The sequence below is a fragment of the Phormidium sp. CCY1219 genome, from assembly GCF_055795085.1.
On sequence record NZ_JAYFEQ010000289.1, the window covers coordinates 15,920 to 34,040 of the forward strand.

14 protein-coding genes are annotated in these 18,121 nt (G+C 52.5%); 5 read left to right on the plus strand and 9 right to left on the minus strand.

The genetic code is table 11. The features are described 5' to 3' along the window. Nucleotides 1–396: 396 nt before the first annotated feature. Both AC0QH1_RS04620 and AC0QH1_RS04625 read left to right on the plus strand, forming a co-directional pair. Nucleotides 397–2,112: a glycoside hydrolase family 10-like protein gene (locus AC0QH1_RS04620; RefSeq protein WP_324629724.1), complete on the plus strand. Its 1,716-nt coding sequence runs from the start codon at nucleotides 397–399 to the stop codon at nucleotides 2,110–2,112. Between the two features lie 289 nt (nucleotides 2,113–2,401). Next, nucleotides 2,402–3,244: a DUF4336 domain-containing protein gene (locus AC0QH1_RS04625; RefSeq protein WP_324629725.1), complete on the plus strand. Its 843-nt coding sequence runs from the start codon at nucleotides 2,402–2,404 to the stop codon at nucleotides 3,242–3,244. Nucleotides 3,245–3,591: 347 nt separating this feature from the next. Here AC0QH1_RS04625 and AC0QH1_RS04630 read toward each other — a convergent pair whose 3' ends face one another. Together AC0QH1_RS04630 and AC0QH1_RS04635 are read right to left on the minus strand one after the other, a co-directional pair. Then, on the minus strand, nucleotides 3,592–4,443 hold the full coding sequence (locus tag AC0QH1_RS04630) for a PIN domain-containing protein (protein ID WP_324629726.1): 852 nt from the start codon (nucleotides 4,441–4,443) through the stop codon (nucleotides 3,592–3,594). A 498-nt stretch (nucleotides 4,444–4,941) separates the two neighbouring features. After that, the gene (locus tag AC0QH1_RS04635) at nucleotides 4,942–6,447 is read right to left on the minus strand and encodes a site-2 protease family protein (RefSeq protein WP_324629728.1); all 1,506 of its coding nucleotides are present in this window, start codon (nucleotides 6,445–6,447) and stop codon (nucleotides 4,942–4,944) included. Between the two features lie 438 nt (nucleotides 6,448–6,885). Between AC0QH1_RS04635 and AC0QH1_RS04640 the strand changes: the two genes are divergently transcribed. Next, on the plus strand, nucleotides 6,886–7,137 hold the full coding sequence (locus AC0QH1_RS04640) for a DUF3493 domain-containing protein (RefSeq protein ID WP_324629731.1): 252 nt from the start codon (nucleotides 6,886–6,888) through the stop codon (nucleotides 7,135–7,137). Between the two features lie 34 nt (nucleotides 7,138–7,171). Then, nucleotides 7,172–7,603, plus strand: coding sequence for a hypothetical protein (locus AC0QH1_RS04645; RefSeq protein ID WP_324629733.1), 432 nt, complete (start codon nucleotides 7,172–7,174; stop codon nucleotides 7,601–7,603). Here the strand turns inward: AC0QH1_RS04645 and AC0QH1_RS04650 are convergent. Both AC0QH1_RS04650 and AC0QH1_RS04655 read right to left on the minus strand, forming a co-directional pair. Continuing rightward, a complete protein-coding gene (locus AC0QH1_RS04650) occupies nucleotides 7,600–9,216 on the minus strand; it encodes a DUF1565 domain-containing protein (RefSeq protein WP_324629735.1) in 1,617 nt (538 codons plus the stop codon). The two genes, AC0QH1_RS04645 and AC0QH1_RS04650, sit on opposite strands and share 4 nt — an antisense overlap. A 106-nt stretch (nucleotides 9,217–9,322) precedes the next feature. Next, nucleotides 9,323–9,490, minus strand: coding sequence for a hypothetical protein (locus AC0QH1_RS04655; protein WP_324629737.1), 168 nt, complete (start codon nucleotides 9,488–9,490; stop codon nucleotides 9,323–9,325). A 424-nt stretch (nucleotides 9,491–9,914) separates the two neighbouring features. On the opposite strand from AC0QH1_RS04655, the gene AC0QH1_RS04660 reads away from it, so the two are divergent. After that, complete coding sequence (locus AC0QH1_RS04660; protein ID WP_324629738.1) at nucleotides 9,915–10,466, plus strand: alpha/beta hydrolase; 552 nt, start codon at nucleotides 9,915–9,917, stop codon at nucleotides 10,464–10,466. A gap of 110 nt (nucleotides 10,467–10,576) precedes the next feature. Here AC0QH1_RS04660 and AC0QH1_RS04665 read toward each other — a convergent pair whose 3' ends face one another. The 5 genes from AC0QH1_RS04665 to rimP form a co-directional block, all read right to left on the minus strand. Next, complete coding sequence (locus AC0QH1_RS04665) at nucleotides 10,577–11,269, minus strand: low-complexity tail membrane protein (RefSeq protein WP_324629739.1); 693 nt, start codon at nucleotides 11,267–11,269, stop codon at nucleotides 10,577–10,579. A gap of 206 nt (nucleotides 11,270–11,475) precedes the next feature. Further along, complete coding sequence (infB, locus tag AC0QH1_RS04670; protein ID WP_324629742.1) at nucleotides 11,476–14,637, minus strand: translation initiation factor IF-2; 3,162 nt, start codon at nucleotides 14,635–14,637, stop codon at nucleotides 11,476–11,478. 396 nt (nucleotides 14,638–15,033) lie between these two features. Further along, nucleotides 15,034–15,444, minus strand: coding sequence for a YlxR family protein (locus AC0QH1_RS04675; protein WP_442957278.1), 411 nt, complete (start codon nucleotides 15,442–15,444; stop codon nucleotides 15,034–15,036). A gap of 99 nt (nucleotides 15,445–15,543) precedes the next feature. Further along, nucleotides 15,544–16,779 (minus strand): transcription termination factor NusA, encoded by a 1,236-nt coding sequence (nusA, locus tag AC0QH1_RS04680; protein ID WP_324629743.1) that lies wholly within the window; start codon nucleotides 16,777–16,779, stop codon nucleotides 15,544–15,546. A gap of 73 nt (nucleotides 16,780–16,852) precedes the next feature. Beyond that, nucleotides 16,853–17,320 carry a ribosome maturation factor RimP gene (rimP, locus tag AC0QH1_RS04685; RefSeq protein WP_324629745.1) on the minus strand — a complete coding sequence of 156 codons (468 nt, stop codon included), beginning with the start codon at nucleotides 17,318–17,320 and terminating at the stop codon, nucleotides 16,853–16,855. Between the last annotated feature and the right edge of the window lie 801 nt (nucleotides 17,321–18,121).

Consider the following 18,121-nt stretch of genomic DNA (forward strand, 5'->3'; position numbering starts at 1 on the left):
GACCTTTCTCCGGTAGGAGATTACCTTCCTATTTAATCAAAAAAAATTGATATCGTACTCCTCCGAAAGAGAGAAAGTGACCCGCGTTTGGGGAATATTCGCCCTTGTCAGACGAAAGCAGAACCGCGAGGGGGGTGGCAAAATCGCGCCCGGTTGCAGGAGACAGAATTTAATTTTTTGCGAGATTGCTTGCGGCAATTTTAGTCAGTTGATGAATCGCTACCGCATCGGAAAAATTGCAGAAAATTCCTCGGTTTTGAGGAAATTTGATGAAAATTGCCGCATCCGTGGGTGGTTTTGTGACGCTTGACGGACCGGATGCATCATCTCCTTATGATTGAGGAGAGGTAAGGTATTTTGAAACTAGGGTAACATTTAGGGAGAACGAATTAAAAAATGGCGGCAGCATTTACCGACATTCAAGGACATTGGGCGCAAGCTTGTATTGAAGAATTAGCGCAACAGCAAATCCTGCGCGGGTATCCGGATGGCACCTTTCGCCCCGATGCGCCGCTGACGCGCACTGAATTTGCGGTACTCGTCAGTCGCGCCTTTCCGAATGCAAAAGGGGAACGCATGGCGATCGATTTTGTGGATGTGCCGGGTTCCTATTGGGCGGCGGCGGGAATTCGCAAGGCGTATGAAACCGGGTTTCTCTCCGGTTATCCCGGGCAGATGTTTAAACCGAAAGATAAGATTTTGCGGGTTGAGGTGTTGGTGGCGCTGGCGACGGGGTTGAAGTTTTCGCCGGTGAATGCGGTAAATGTAACGTTAAATCGCACTTTTGCGGATGCGCCGGAGATTCCCCAGTATGCCCACCGGGCGATCGCTGCTGCAACGGAAACCAGTTTGGTGGTGAATTATCCAGAAGTGAGACGCCTCAAGCCAAACCAATGGGCGACGCGGGCGGAGGTGGCGGCGATACTATGTCAGGCGATTACGGGCAGCGATCGCACCTCCCCAGTCCCTTCAGAATACGTGCCCCGCTTGCCCCGCAAGGAAATTCGCGGCGTCTGGATTACCAATATCGATAGTGAGGTAATGTTTGAGCCGTTTAAGTTGCAGTTTGCAATGGAACGGCTGGATGGTTTGAATTTTAACACGGTTTATCCCAATGTGTGGAGCCGAGGTTATACCCTTTATCCCAGTCAAGTGGCAGAACCGGTGGTGGGATTGCCCCATCATCCCGCCCCTTGGTTGCAGGGGCGCGATATGTTGGCGGAAATGGTAGAACAAGGGCACGCAAAAGGCTTAAGCGTGATTCCCTGGTTTGAATATGGGTTTATGGCACCGCCCGATTCGGAAATGGCTCGCCGCTATCCCCAGTGGCTCACTTGTCGCCGCGATCGCACCCAGGTGGTACAAGAATCGGGGGTCGATCGCCTGTGGTTGAATCCCTGGCATCCGGAAGTGCAGGAATTTATTGAAGGGTTGGTCCTGGAAATCGTCGGCAATTACGATGTAGATGGCATTCAGTTCGACGACCATTTTAGCGTACCGGTGGAATTGGGCTACGATGACTATACCGTAGAACTATATAAACAGGAACACATGGGTTTGTTGCCCCCGGATGACCCAAATGATGTGAACTGGCGACGGTGGCGATCGCAAAAACTCACCCAATTCATTCAACGGGTGTTTAAAGCCGTCAAACAACGCAAACCTAATGCGATTATTTCTTTGTCCCCCAACTATCAGGATTTTGCCTACAAGTTTTACTTGCAAGATTGGCGCGGTTGGCAGCGGTTCGGCTTTGTGGAAGAATTAGTTCTGCAAGTTTATCGCGACAATATCGACAGTTTTATCGCCGAATTGCAGCGCCCAGAAGTGGAATTAGCTCAGCGCAATATTCCCGTAGCAGTGGGAATTTTAACCGGGTTGAGAACGCGGGGCGTCCCCATTAGTCAGGTGGAAAAACAGGTGAATATTGCCCGAAATATGGGATTTTCTGGGGTGTCTTTCTTTTTCTACGAATCGTTATTTAATTTCTCTACAGAAACTCCCGGCGATCGCGTGGTTGTCCTGCAAAATCTCTTCCCCGACCCCGTACCGCGCGCTAGTTTGACGGAAACCTGGGAACCGATTGTTAAATGGGAAAGGGTGAGTGTTTGAAAAGGCAGAGAATTATTGCAGCAAACCAAGCCCGCCTGGGCGGGCTAATTAACCGACTTGGGTATTAAGCGAATATTGGCTTCTACCAAAACACCATCGATGGTGCGGTATCGGTAGGGTTGATTTTGGGCTTGCAGTCGTAGGGGATATGCAGGCCAATTTTTTTTACATTTGTTCGCTAAAAAATCGGGTTGGGGGGTTGACAAAGCGGCGAGTTTGGACTATGATTTTATCATGGGAATAGGTGCGGCCATATATATAGGCAAAATCGAGCCACTCTGCCTCTGATTTGGGCTGGATAGACGAGTCAGGTGGGGCAGTGAGGCGGGAATGGAGAAGCGCGCCGAACCTGGGACAACTGCGATCGCGTTGGAGCGAACAAGCGATGGAACTGTACGAACCGATAAACACCCTCAAACCCGTGGGTCCAGAGATTTGGATCGCCGATGGACCGATCGTGCGGATGGCCATGTATGGCACTAAAATTCCCTTTCCCACCCGGATGACCGTGGTGCGCCTGCAAAGTGGGGAGTTGTGGTGTCATTCTCCCATCGCCCCGTGCGATTCTCTGCAAGCGGAAGTAGACGCCCTCGGTCCGGTGCGCCATCTGGTGTCGCCGAACAAAATTCACTACGCTCACATCGGCACCTGGGCGAAGGCGTACCCGGAGGCGATCGCTTGGGCCTCTCCTGGAGTGCGCGATCGGGCGGCCCAGCAGAATATCCCGGTTACATTCCATGCAGACCTCACCGACGACCCCCCGCCCCAGTGGCGCGCTGACCTGGACCAGCTTATCTTTCGCGGGAGTCGGTTTATGGATGAAGCGGTCTTCTTCCATCGCGCCAGTTCTACCCTGATTGTCGCCGATTTGATAGAAAATTTCGAGCTAAACAAAGTGCAAAATTGGGGATTGCGGATGGCGATGAAACTCTCTGGTTGCAGCGACCCCGATGGCAAAATGCCCCTAGACCTGCGACTGACCTTTATGGGGCAAAAAGCCCAAGGGCGAGAATGCCTGCACCGACTGTTACAGTGGCATCCGGAAAAAGTGATATTGGCTCACGGGCGCTGGTACCCGAGCAATGGTGAGGTGGAACTCAAGCGTGCCTTGCGCTGGCTGGAAAGGTTATAAGTGGGATATAATATTCAGCGAATTAAAGATTGAAATCGCCGGCTTTGTTAGATGGTGCGTGACCCCCGAACCGTATTTTGTCATCTTCCCAGCCATTTGCTGACGGGGGTCACGCACCCTACGGTGACTAGCGGGCATGGCTACGCTAACGCTTGCATAGGCGCGATTTCAATTGCCGGCTTTTTCTCGAAGGGTTGAAGGCGATCGCTATATATATTGCCGCACCTATTCCCACAGTAACAACATAACCCAAACGGCTACAATTGTCAACAGATTGCTGCAAAAAAAATTAGCCCGCGCAGGCGGGCAAAAATAGGTATCATTCCAACCCGATCGCCGGTTGGGGGTCACTGGGGCAACTTCCGCAAAATCGGCTGAACCTGGTTTTGCCAAAACGGGTTAAAACTTTCGGGAAAGGCCATTTTCCACATAAACCCGATCGCCCCCACAATTGCCGCAAACATGACCAGGGACACTATTCCCGACCCCAACCGCAGCAAAATATTAGGCCGATCGCGCTTTACGCGAAACCCGCGACGCGGATCGCGCGGGTAGGCGGAATCATCCTCCGGTTCCTCCACCACCGGCGGCGATCGCCGCGCGGGAGAGGGACGCGGTGCGGGTTTCTGCGGCGGTTTGCGCGCGGGCGATCGCCCCTTCAACCCCCCGGTATTCCCCGCCGTTTTCGTCGGCGTTTTCATCCCCTGCAGCGCTTGCTTCACCGCTTGCGGTTGCTGATTCGCGCGACACCACTGCAACAACATCGCCGAGGTAATCCCACACAAATTCCCTTGATTCAACCCTTCCATCCGCTTTAACAATGGCAGAGTATTGCAGACAAACACCACCAGCGCCTCACGTCGTTCCTGGGCCATGCCATACGCACAGCGCGCGATCGCCAAATTCACCCGCGCTTGCTGACTCATCGCCGCACCCTCTGCCGGTTGTAACTTGGGATGCGACCCCCTCACACTGGTGAGTTCCCAGCCACTTTTCGGCCAAAATCGGAGAAACTCCTTCGCCACTTTCTCCTGTTGCGGTTCCGCAGAGCGATCGGCAATAAACTGCATCGCATCGAGCACCACCTTCGGCACATAGCAGCGACCCACCCGTTTGTATTGCTGCCAAATTTTCGGTTCCCCCGCAATCAGGCTACCGATATCGAAAACCAGTAAAATTGGAGATTGTGCATTCATCATCTTAAACCCAATCCACCGTGAATTTTTGTCATAAATCCCCCGGTATAGCCCCTCCACTCCCAGAATTCCTCACCACCGCGCCAAGCGTCGCAGGGGTTTTCAATTCCGAAAATTGATTGAGCGCTTTCCCGGCACCATCTTTTCACTTCCCCTTGCCAAAACCAGCCTAACCTTAAGCCGCCTCGGAAATCGGGAAAGCGCGAAGGCAAAAGGATGATTTCTCCTTTTTCCTTCGCGCTTCATTTTTTTATTATAGCCTGACTCAATCCCTAATCACAAACAATGGTCTTTGACTTCAACCCAATTGTCAGATACCGTGCCAATTATTTTGCCAAATTACGGTGTGGAGGCGGTACCTCTGTCAGGGCGTTTCCAGCATGTGCTGGGAACGAGGGAATGAGGATTTTGAACGTCGTTAGGCAGTATTTGCCGCCAGTGCCCCACCCTTGTCGAGTGCGGGGCTGTTGCAAAGTTCTCGGCGGTCAAATCACCGATTGATTACCCGCCAATTCCCAACCGACCGGCCAAACCGGGCGTTAAGGGAAATAGAGTGGCAATGGTCAGAAATAGGGCGAGCAATCCTAAGGCGGCGCGGGCATCATCGGGTTCTTTAATTTCGTTCAAGCTTGGGCGTTCCAAACCCCGTTGCAGGAACACAATCACCACTGCCCAATATAATGCCAAAGGATTGACAAAAGAGGCGATCGCCAGCAAAATTAACGTTGCCACCGTTGCCCGTCCGGCGATTTTGCGTCCGTAAATTGCCTGTACGATTCGACCGCCATCTAACTGACCGGCAGGCATCACATTAATTGCCGTAATCACTAATCCCAGCCAACCGATTACCGTCAGGGGATGCAGGTCTACCACCTGCTGCTGCAATGCCGGCCCGAGAATGGCTTTCGCCAAAGTCCCTACTAATACAGACCCTTTGAAAAATTCCGAGGGAACTTGGAATAAACTGCCTTCATGGGAGAGCAGCAATCCGGCAATCAGCATCACCAAGGACACTAAACCACTGGCAGCAGGTCCGGCAAATGCCACATCAAACAGCACGTTGCGATTGGGTAACAGTGTTTCAAAGCGGTCGATCGCCCCAAAGGAGCCGATTTGCCAGGTGGGGATGAAAAACGGCCAAGTGAGTCTCACATTGTTTGCGCGCGCTACCACCCGATTGGCAATTTCGTGAGAGAGCAACACCGCCCAAATGCCCAAACTGATGGGCAGCACTTCCGGGAAGCGCTGCAAGTTCTTGAAGAAATCGAATCCCAAGAAGATGCCGGCGGTTTCTAGGGTGGTGGCAATGGTGGCGACAAATAAAATAACCGCCAGCACTTTTTGACCGGTGGTTGCGGGTTTGGGATCGGTGCTGCTGGGTAACACGATAACCACCGGCTTTTCTTCCGAGTTGGGGACTAAAAACAGTCGATAGCGATCGCCGAGGCGATCGTGCAACGCTTGGGAAAGGCGATCGAAGGTTTCATCCGGATCGCCGCGCAAATTTCCTTTAAAAATCGCCCCTTCTTGATAGGAAATGCTTTCCGTGGCAAAGAAGGTATCGATCCCAAAAATGCCTTGAATTTTTTTCAGGTCTTCTTCGGGAATTCGCAGGGTCTCTGGCGACGGCGCAGAGAGGTTCCCCTCGGGGGTTTGTGCTTCACCAGTGCTTTGAGCGCCGCTTTCTTCTTCTTGGGAGTACAACCGCTGCGCTGCCCGCTGTCTGAGCACTTCGTCTTGACCTGCGGCTCGTAATTTTCTGCCAAGATAGATGTACAGTGCTGCAGAACCCAGGATTAATACCAGGATCCCCACTAGGTTGAGGTAAATCCCCGCCGCAAACAAGCCAAAAAATAATAGCCACGGTGCCATCAGCACTACTGATTGTAACCAGGCTAAAATTCCCAGTTTTCCAAAGGGTTTGGCGCGATAATATCCCCACCCCAAAACCACTAAAGCGATGACGACGATTCCAACTGTTGCAAGATTTTCGGTTGCGATATTCATGTGCAAAGATTGACCATTGTCAGACAAGGCCCGATCGCTCGGGCAACCAACACCCACCCTTTGCCTCGGAGGCACTCTCGGTGATAGTCGGAGAGTCTCCGCCGAGGTCGATGCTTTTTCAGCGAGCAATGGGTGGATCGATCTCATCTTACCGAGTCATCGCCGATCGCAGATAACGCGCAAGGCAAATCGATGCCGCCGCCCAACCTCCACCAGCGATCGCTCCATTTCACTTAAGCCAGGTTAACCGAGGCTTGCATCACTTAAGTGCAAACAGCTTGCCAATCCCCAATCCCCAATCCCCAATCCCCAATCCTCAATTCGCTATTTCCCATTTTGCTTTAAAATAGTGAACGCAGTAATAGTGCCCAGTCTAGAGTTCTCATGCCAGACCCCAGCCCCAACCCACCCTCTCGGGAGAAGACCCCCGGGAAAAAGATGTCCAAAGCCCGACAAAACCTCAGTCCGGAAAAATACGCGCGCTTGAAAGCGGAAGCCGACGCCCCCTATCGCGGATTGCGAAAGTTCATCTATGTGGCGTTTGGGGCTTCGGGTGCGATTGGCGGGTTTATCTTCCTGACGCAGCTTTTGGCGGGTCGCGACGTGGGTTCCGCTTTGCCCAACTTTGCCCTACAAGTGGGGGTGGTGGCGCTCATGGTGTGGCTGTTTCGCTTGGAAAAATCCGATTGAGAACTGGGAATATTTTCTCGGCTCAATTCTGAGGTTGGCAAAATTATTACAAGTTGTCAACCAATTACATTTTAAGATCGATCGCAAAACCGAATGTTTCTTACCACACAAGCAGCAAATTTTTCGGTTATGTAACGAACTTTTTACAAAAATTAACGACAGGACACAAAGATGTAACAAGTTCTTTACAAAAATTGACAAGACCACACAAAAAGAAAATAAAAAAAATATTAAGAAAATGAAGCTTTCCGAAAAATGCTGGCACACTAAAGTCATTAGAGATTCAAATGGGGTCAGCCAATATAAAGACCCTAACCATAAAACCCAATCGATAAAGAGAAAAGGGTCAGCTTCACTGGATTTAGAAGCTGGCCCTTTCTCATGTGGAGTGGAGGGGGAGGATTTACCTCAGTTACAGTTACAGTTACAGTTATTGCAAATGAACAATAATCAATTCTCTAGTTAAGGACTCATCACCACATAGGGGGAGTCGATCGCTTCTGCTTGACCGGCATTAACCAGGGCTTGGTAGACAAAAGCGGCGACATCAGCGCGGGTGGCTTGTTGGGTGGGATTTAAGCGATCGCGCACCGGGTAGTTGACCACCAATCCCTGTTCGGTTGCACCAGCGATCGCCGTAGTGGCCCAATCGGGGATGCGATTGCGATCGGAATACATCGACAAAACGCTGGTTTGCTCGGAGCGCAACCCCAACCCGCTCACCAGGGCGACGAGAACCTGGACGCGAGGGATGCGTTGTTGCGGGCGAAACTCATTCCCCGGATAACCGGTGAGGAATCCACCGCGACAGGCAGTTTGAATGGCATTAAAACCCCAAAAGCTGCTGCGGACATCTGCAAAAGCCGAGCAAGACTCGGTGGGCGCGGGAGAAAACGCCTGATTGATAATGGCAGCAAACTGAGCGCGCGTGACCGGTTCGTTGGGGCGAAACGTGCCATCATTGAATCCAGCGATAATCTTTTTCGCCGCCAGGGCTTCGATATAAGCTTGCGCCCAGTGCCCTTGCACATCGCGAAAGCCGGTAGCCACCGTTGCGGCGACAAAATCCACACTCCCTTCGATGCGATCGCGATTGATATCATTCCCCACCGCCACAATAGTGGTGTTGCGGGTAGCATTGTTGAGGTCATAGCGCGTGTTATTGCGGATAAAGTTATTGCCCGGAGATTCCGCAGTGCCGAGGTCTGGAGCCGCATCCGCGATCGCCACAATCCCATCCCGGGTATTGTTTTCGATCACGTTATTGCGAAGCACCGGTTGCGCCGAATTCGACACCACCACCCCATCCACATTTTGAATAATCCGGTTTTCCACAATCAAAGGAGAGGAGCGATCGCCAATTGCCAATCCAAAGCCCGTATCTTGAAAGACATTCCCGCGAATTTCTCCCCCTGCGGAACGAGCGATGGAAATCCCATTGCCGTTATTTTCGATAAATACATTATCTTCGATCGTCGCAGCTGCCGTACCTGAGACAAAAATCCCGTCGCGCAAATTATTGGTTAAGGTACTATCGCGAACTGTCGGTGTGCCCGATTCAATCCAAATACCCGTGCCGCGCGTGTTGGGGTTCGTCACCGTTACTCCAGCAATCTGACTCTCTCTTGCCGTCACGATCGCCACATTTTGACTGGCAAAGGTCGGACTCAGGTAAGTGCCGCCGCCAATAATCCGGATCGTCTGACCTTTGTTCGATTCATTCCCGCGCAGAATCACCCCAGATTTCATCTGCAGGGGGAAGCTTTCTGTGTCGCTGCTGTAGGTTCCCGGTGCCAACTGAATCACCGTGCCCGATTCGGCTTGGGAAAGGGCATAGGTAATGCTACGATAAGGCGCAGCCTCGCTGGTGCCCACATTCGCGGTATCGTTTCCGAGTGCGGGATTGACGTAAATGATTTTTGCATTTGCCGGAATTTGAGCTATCTGCAGGTTCGTCGATCCGCGCACCGCCGGATCTGGATTCGCCAAAGATGCCGGCTGGGAAATTCCTCCCGCCCCGAGGAAGAGCGCCGTCAGGAGGGGTAAGGTCGTTGTGCGGCTTAGGGTATTCAAATGCACAGAATTTGGTTTGGGGGTTAAAGTAGAAGGAAGGGAAAAAAGAATAGGTCGATTCATTGGAGATAAGTGGATATTTTACAGATTGTTTTGAGAGCGCACCATAGATTTATCCTACAGGCTCGCTGGGGGTAAAGGGGCGATCGCCTGAGTTAATTTTTCCCAGGGTAGCAGGGAAGTGGTTGGTGGGGGTGTACATGCGATCGCAGACCGGTTCCGAATTGGCGATCGCCGCAATGTCCGCCTTACCTGTGAGTGGGGAAAGTGGATCGGCCAAATCGGTTATAATTCTCCCGGAATAGTGTAACAGGGTTGCCCGATTGAGGTTCGGTTGGGAATCGTTGGAAATCGGCGATCGCGTTTTAGGGTATCCTCACTTTCGTCTCGGAAAGCGAGACAGTTGCGGGCAAGAAGTGGTATGCCACTAAACTGCAAGGCGGACAGGGTTGAAGACCTGCCGCGATCGGCCAGTGTTCCCGTTAAAATCCGTCAATTTATCGGTTAGAATAGAATGAATTGAAAGGGAATTGGCTAACATCCTCTGCTGGGGATAATTGGCTGCGATCGTCTGGATCGATGTTCGATAAACTAGGGATAAAACAATGGTAAGTTGTGGATAATTTAGGCAACTTATTGATAGAGTTTGGCGTCCGGTTTTATTGAATTGGATTTGTTGGATTTGAATGAAAGAAGGGATTAAAATGAGGAAAATTAACGGAGTTTTGTTCAGGGTTTCGCGGTGGTTGTTGCGTGCGGCAACTGTGGGGGTGACGGGGTTGGGAATCGGCGTAGTGATGCCATTTGGGGGGGAAGCGATCGCCGCCGAACAGGTAATTTTGAAATACGGACCGATGCGGGCACCCCTATCGGTGGCGGAACTCGTAACCTTTACCGAAACTGGAGAAATGTCGCCCTCGGTGGCGAGTTATATTGGGTTAGCGAAACAGAATCCAGAGGAGATGCGAGCGGGGTTAACCAACTCGATTGAAGTCAGTGCGAGATTTTTGGATCGAGTGCTCAATCACACGGGAGAGTGGTTGCTCGATGAAATTGGGGAAGTGATTCAGACCGATTCTGGGGAAGCAAACGGACAAGCCTTGCGCGCTGCTTTGATACTTTCGGCGGCGGAAGATGGAAAGATTTCGATAATCGAAACGATTCAGAATTATCCGGGGCAAGTGGTGGAAGTGCAGGTGGATACTTTGGCAAGAATTTATAAAAAACTCAGTTTTTTGCAGAAGTTACCGTTGTAGAAAGGTCGTTTGTCATTGGTCATTGACCAATGACCAATGACCAATGACCAACAACCAATGACCTCGGTTATATATCTTATTTTGGTTAAAATGTCAAGGGGTATTTTAAATTAATCTGACGCTTCAGTTTCCGGGGGTGTAGTTTCGAGGGAATCTGGTGCGGGGGGAGAAACGGTAGGGGAGGCAGATTCAGTGGAGGCGAGTTCCACTGGTTGCTCCTTGTCGGGCAAGATGCGATTGACCTTCAAGCCGACAATTGTAAACTTCTGGCGAATTTGGTCTGGGGAGAGCGGGGGTGTGGCGGCAAAAGTGGATTCGTCGGTCAACATGACGCCCAAAACACTAGCCGGGACCTGAAGAAACAGATTGCATCCCAAAAAAGCGAAAGCGGCGAGGAGGAGACCAAGGAGACGCCATTGAGGGAATTGAGCGGCGATGCCGGTGGCGACTGGTGCCCAGCGATAGAGGAGCCACAGGGCCGGGAGTAAGAGAAGGGGAACGAGCAGAGCGATCGCGCGATTGCGGGGGCGTTGGAACAAGCTGAGGGTAACGCGGCGATCGGGGCTGAGTTGTGCGGGTTTCATTGCCACCACCAGGATGCTGAAGATATAGAAAGGACGAGACCATTGCATCCAGAGGATGGGGAGGATACCCAAAGCGGCGACGAACAAGAATTCCAATCCAACCGGGAAGAGGGGATCGCCAATAGCCAGAGCGATCGCGCACAGTTCGAGAAACAGAGGAAGCGCGGCGAGACCTGCCAGATGAATCCAGAGAAACGGGTCAGAAGAAAAAGAGCGCATGAATCAAAGATAAAGGCAAGAGACAAAATAACAAGAAGGGTAAAGGCAACAAGGGGGAAGGCAAGAAAGCAGAGTCATGGAGAGTGACCCTGTGGGGGATGTGCCTTGTGCCTTGGGGAGGATGAAGGTCAGAGGTTAGGGATTTGAGAGAATTTGCCTTCATCCTTTACACTTTACCCTTCATGGTTCATCGGTGACACCCTAGGTTATGCCGGAGAGAGGGTGCGACGCTTCGTGACCATGCGATAAGCTTCGATGGTGTCGCCTTCATTCCAGTCATTGAACTTATCGATACCGATGCCGCATTCAAAGCCGGTGTTAACTTCTTTCACGTCATCCTTGACCCGTTTGAGGGAATCGAGGACACCTTCATAGACCACCGAGCCATTGCGATGGACGCGAACTTTAGAATTTCGCACCACCTTACCGGTTTGGACATAACAGCCGGCCACTGCGCCGCGACCCACTTGGAAGACCGCACGAACTTGAGCCTCACCGAGAGGTTCTTCCACCAGTTCGGGATCCAGGAGACCTTCCATAGCGGCTTGGATATCATCCAACAGTTTGTAGATGATGTTGTACTCGCGAACATCGACCCCTGCCAAGTCAGCCGCGTGTCGAGCGCCCGAGGCGAAGGTGCTGTTAAACGCCACAATCACGGCATCGCTAGCGGCGGCGAGGTCAACATCAGTTTCCGTGACTTCCCCGGGGGCTGCCAACAGGACGCGGACCTGGACCTCATTTTGCGGGAGTTGCTTGAGCGAACCCAGGATAGCCTCAACAGAGCCTTGGACATCAGCCTTGAGGACCAAGTTAAGTTCTTTAAGTTCTCCTTCTTGGGCGCGGGCCGAGAGAGTATTGAGGGTGACGCGACGAGAGGCCATTGCTTGCTGGAGACGGGTTTGGCGACTTTCCTCAGCCCGTTCGTCAGAGATTGAGCGAGCTTCTTTTTCGCTTGGGTAGACCTCAAACTCATCCCCTGCTGCCGGGACATCGCTCAAGCCCAGGATTTCCACGGCGAAAGAGGGGGATGCCTGTTCGACCCGAGCGCCTCGGTCATCGATCATCGCCCGCACCTTGCCCATTGTGGAGCCAGCCACCAACACATCGCCCACATTGAGGGTGCCATTTTGCACCAGCAGAGTAGCCACCGGGCCTCGGGATTTATCCAAGTGGGCTTCAATCACCGTACCTTTAGCGGCGCGATCGGGGTTAGCGGAGATTTCTTCGAGTTCGGCAACCAGGATAATCATTTCCAGGAGAGCATCTAAGTTTTCTCCTTTGATAGCGCTGACCGGCACCATAATCGTATCGCCGCCCCATTCTTCGGGAACCAGACCCTGTTCCATTAACTCCTGCTTCACCCGGTTAGCGTCAGAGCCTTCCTTATCCACCTTGTTAATGGCGACCACAATCGGGACTTGAGCGGCTTTTGCGTGGCTGATGGCTTCGATGGTTTGAGGTTGGACCCCATCATCTGCCGCCACCACCAGAATGGCAATATCCGTGACCCGAGTGCCCCTTGCCCGCATTGCGGTAAAGGCTTCGTGACCGGGGGTATCGAGGAAGACCACCTGATGCATTTGGCCTTCATGTTCCACATCCACGTGATAGGCACCGATATGCTGGGTAATGCCGCCGGCTTCTCCTTGAGCCACCTTCGTTTTGCGGATGGAGTCGAGGAGAGTGGTTTTGCCGTGGTCTACGTGGCCCATGATGGTGACCACGGGGGGACGGAGCTGGAGATTTTCCAAGTCAGCCGCATCGAGCATTTCGCTGACTTTTTTGGCTTCCGATTCAACCTCAGCGGTTTCCACGCTGACCTCGAGTTCTTCAGCCACCATTGTGGCGGTGGGGAGATCGAGGGTTTGGGTAATGTTGACTGGGATCCCCTTGAAGAAGAGAATCTTGACGATTTCGGTTTCGGCCACATTGAGGGAGGAGGCCAGTTCTCGAACCGTTAGGGGTTCGCGCAGAACCAGGGTATCGGGACGTTCTTTTTTATCGGGTTTGTCCCCACGGCGACCGCGTTGCTTGGAAGTGGCTTCCCGACTGGAGTCGGGTTTTTTGGTTTTAGTAGGCGGCGGGGTGGAGCCGGAGGGGCGCTGAGTGGGGGTAGATTTGGGTTTAGCCGGACGAGCGGTGGACAAGCTGACCGCACTGATTTCTTCATTGCGATCGCGGTCCAGTTGAGTTTCAAAATCGTCCTCATCTTCGTCCACGATGGGTTTAGGCCGACGCTTGCCCTTGGAAGAGGACTTGCTGGGTTTCTCGGGAAATTCTTGCAAGTCTTCTTCTTCCTCCTTGCGTTTTTTCAATCGCTTGGGAGGACGAGGGGGAGCTTTGAGTTTGGGAGTTTTTGGGGTATCGGCGAACTCTTCGACCGCTTCATCTGCCGTATCCTGCGGTTCGATGTCAGGGGCGATCGCACTGGGTCTTTCCCCTTTTGACTTCGCGGCGGGGGCTTGGGTGTCTTTGCCCGCAGCGCCACTGCGAGGGCGTTGCACATCCGGTTTAGAGAGCTGCGGTTTGGCGGCAGCCGGTTGCTGACGTCGAGAATCCCCCTCTTTTTTGGCTTGCACCGGGGTAGGGGGAGTGGGGCGAGTAGTTTCCGTGGATTTTTCCGCGCGAGAACCGCCGCTGGCGGGGGTAGGGGTTTTGCCCGAGGATCGCGAGCCGGCGGATTCTTTCTTTGGCGGTTGTTTGAGTACCGGGCGCTCCACTTTTGTTGTCGTTTCGCTCTTTTGTTCCGAGGGAGGCATAGGGCGCACCGGTGGGGACTGGAGTTTGACTTCTTGGTCTTCGTTGGGGTCGGGCTGTTCTGGGGAGGATTCCGTAGCCGAGGTCTCGGTGGATTCAGCGTCCTGGTCGCTTGTTGTTGGGTGTTGGAGGTTGGTCTCAGTAGATTCTGCCATCGATTCTGCTGGAGTTCCCCTGTTTTCTTCACTTGCCGATGCGTCGCCCTCATTGGGACGGGCAGGTCGATTCAGTATCATGGGCTGGTTTTGATTGGGCTGATGGGATGAAGATTGAGCAGGTTGAGGCGCACTCGCTTGAGTTTGCGCTCCCTGTGGTTTGGTATTACTGCGAGTTTTCTGTTTGCGGATTTCCAATATTTCCTGTTTTTTCTTGTTGTTGGAGTTGTTGTCCTCTGACGAGGAGGGTTTGGTTTTAGATTTGGCTGCTGCTGAGACTTTGTCTGGATAGCTTTCCACAAATTTTTCAATTCGCTCAGCCTCCATTTCTGTAATGGTGCTGCTATGGCTCTTGACTGGGATATTTAGCCGATCGCATACAGCCAAGATGTCTTTGTTTTCCAAATTCAATTCCCGTGACAACTCGTATATTCTCACTTTTCCGTTGTTCATAAAACCTCCTTCCGGCGGATAAAGCTCTGCGATTTTAGATGTTTGGACTGTGGGAGATTCGGCGTTAAACTCCTTAATTTTTGAAGTCCATCTAAAATCGGGAGCGGGTTGAACCGGTCTTTTAGTGCGCTTCCGCCGGGAGACCGATAGAACCCTTTTCGATCGCTGTGCAAGCCGCTTGCGCTAGCGCGCTTGTGGTTGCTAGAACCGTCTGCGAAAACAGAACTGAGTGGTTGTCCTGCCATCTGGATACGGCGATCGCGCAGTGCCGTTTGCCGAAATTGACGAACAGCAGCTTTTCTAGTCTTGCACGAATTTCTATAGAAGTGTGGATGGTATTGGGTTAGAGTAAAGATTTTTCCAGGCTCCATCAAAGCCAGATCTATGATTATAAACCTACTGCGGGTGGGGATTGATGGCGTTGGATTGGTTATCCGGTGTAGACATTAAAGATAACCTTTGCCAGAGGGTTTCGTAAAGTTCTGGGGGCACTGGCGCTTTGAGCGATCGCCCGAGTCGATTTTTCTTTTGAGCGGCTTTGAGGCAAGAGGCGGTTGGGCACAGATATGCCGATCGCCCCATTCCCTTATCCAATTGTACCTGATGGGAGGGGTAGACTCTAACCACCCGCCAGAATGCGTTTTTCGGAGCCACTTGGCGGCAACTAATGCAACGTCGATAGTTTTGTTTCATCCACAAATTCGCTTTTCGTTCCAATGGCTTGGGATCGGGTCGGACGCTATGGGGGGGGAATGCCCCCGATCGCGTCTTTCTCCCATTCCCGGACTTTTGCATGACTGCTGGCATGCCAGGGTACCACAGACCCAGGCTAAGGGCTAGGCTGTGCCGACTTGGGCGGCGATCGAGCGGTGGTGCAAAGCTTCAGGGCAATCAACCGAGCGGGTCTTACGCCGATCCCTGTACGGCTTTAGGCTCGGACTCTTCTTCTTCGGAAGCTGACAATGGTTCGTCGGGTTCTTCCATCTCGTAGTCGAGGCTTTCCGCTTCGTAATCGTACTTTGCACTATCCTTGATATCGATTTTCCAACCCGTCAGACGAGCAGCTAGACGAACGTTTTGTCCTTCTTTCCCGATCGCTAAACTTAGCTGATCCTCTGGCACCAGAACGTGCGCCTGTCGCGCTTCTGGATTGACCAGCAGTACCTCATCCACTTTAGCAGGGCTGAGGGCATTCGCGATATAGGTTGCCGGATCCGGCGACCAGCGAATCACGTCAATTTTTTCGCCGCGCAGTTCGTTGACCACCACCTGAATCCGCGATCCCCGCGCGCCAATGCAAGCGCCCACCGGATCCACATCTCGTTCCAGGGTATCCACGGCAATTTTGGTTCGCGGGCCTACATATCGCGACGGGGGATTGGCTTCGCGCGCCACGGCGACGATGCGAACCACTTCGTCTTCAATCTCTGGCACCTCGTTGGCAAACAGATAAACCACTAAACCCGCATCGGCTCTCGATACCAACAACTGCGGTCCGCGAGTCGGGCCTTCGCGCACTTTTTTCAAGTAAACTTTCATCGTGGCGTTGGCGCGATAATTGTCATTCGGTAACTGTTCGCGTTTGGGCAGTTCGGATTCCACTTCGGGTCGTCCGAACCCACTGTTGACGGCTAAAATCACCGATTGTCGCTCAAACCGCAGTACCCGGGCTTGCAGAACTGTTGCTTCTAGGTCTTCAAACTCTTCTTGAATCAGCTTGCGCTGCTGATCGCGCAGTTTTTGCTGTAGCACCTGTTTGGTCTGAATTGCTGCCATCCGACCAAAATCCCGTTGCTCTGGGGTGACATCCAAGACCACGGTGTCTCCGAGTTGCGCTTCTGCTGCCACTTCCTGAACTTCTTTCAGGGAAATTTCGTGGTCGGCGCTGCTGACTCCTTCCACAATTGTCTTGGTAGACAACACCCGAAAGCCTTCTTCTTCAATATCCAGTTCGATTTCAAAATTGTCAAAAAACGTCTCGTCGAACGTATTGCGCTCCATGTTTTGGGTGCGTCTGTAGCGCTCGTATCCTTTTAATAGCGCTTCGCGCAATGCCGCTTGAACGGCATTTTTGGGTAAATTTCGCTCTAGCGAAATGCTGTCGATCATATCCCGCAGTCCGGGTAGGCTGACCATTGCCATAACACTTACCTCTATTTTTCACGTACACTACACTTTCCGGCTCAAATTCGAGTGCAATCGAATTAACCCGGTTCTAGTCCGTTCCCCCGTCTTCGAGCACTACCTTAGCGATCGCATCCCGGGGAATTGCGCGCACCCGACCTTTTAAATTCAAGTAAACTGCGCTTTCGTCTCGCCGAACTAACTTGCCCTTCCATTCTCGATGTCCCTCGTAGGTTTCGATGGTCTGCACGATCGCCGGAAACCCTTTGAAGGAAACGAATTCGCGATCGGTGGTCAGCTCCCGCGAAATTCCGGGACTCGAAATTTCCAAAACATAAGCATCTCCAATCAGATCCGTTTCGTCTAACGTACTTTCCAATGCTCTGCTCATCTTTTCGCAGTCATCCAAACTGGTGTCTGAACTGTTGTTGCGAATATCCACCCGCAGTACCGGTGGACTTTGATTGGTGTGAAATACGGCGCAGACTAACTCCAATCCAAGGGAGTCGGCAACCGGTGTGGCTAAATCGATGATTTGTGGGATCAAAGGATGTGTCATAGAACAGATTGAATAAAAAAAGTGGGCACTGACCCACTTCCCGTGAAATTAATCCCTTCAAAGAAGTTTGGGCACGAACGCACTTCTCGTTCGCCGCATTGAGGGGGGATTTTCTCTGGCACCAGCCCCACGGCTGCTCATCCAGGAAAATGCTCTTGTGCCTTGGGGGGCACCTAAAGTTTGGGCTGCCTACGAGAAGCTGCTGCTGGCATTCCACTGCGGCTGAGGCGAATTGCCTCGCCCTCGGATACCTCGGCAGGGTCTCAGTACGCCTTCCGTGGCGATCGCCCGCCCGCTCGAGTGCTAGTCCCACTGGCTCTCTCGGTGGAATCCCAACTCCCCAAGGCTGGGGGTTTTCCTTCTGGGTTTCTTCCCGAGCTTGTGTGCTCGCAGCTCGATCCGACGCTTTCGTTCTCTGGCGCTGTCCGTGCGCTGCTAACAAACCTCCCCCGATTTGGTGAGTGTTCTAACCACTCTCCACCGAGGACAGATTGGTCTTCTGTGGTGAATGCACCCGCCGATTCAGTGCCCTCGTTAACACCCTACATCTTTTTTTTATCGGGCTGCAACTTCGATTTTGGCTTGACCTAGCTCCCAACCTTAACCAAATCGGGCAATTCCGGGATCTACAGGCTTGCACCTTGCCACCTCGTTCAACGCTTACCGTGATGCCCGGAACGCTTTGTCCGGGAGGTATTCGTGCATGGGGATTAGGGGTCGATAGGGGCTTCGCAACCCTCACCTCCCATTCAGAACCGGACATGAGACTTTCACCTCATCCGGCTCCTAGCCAACTTATCC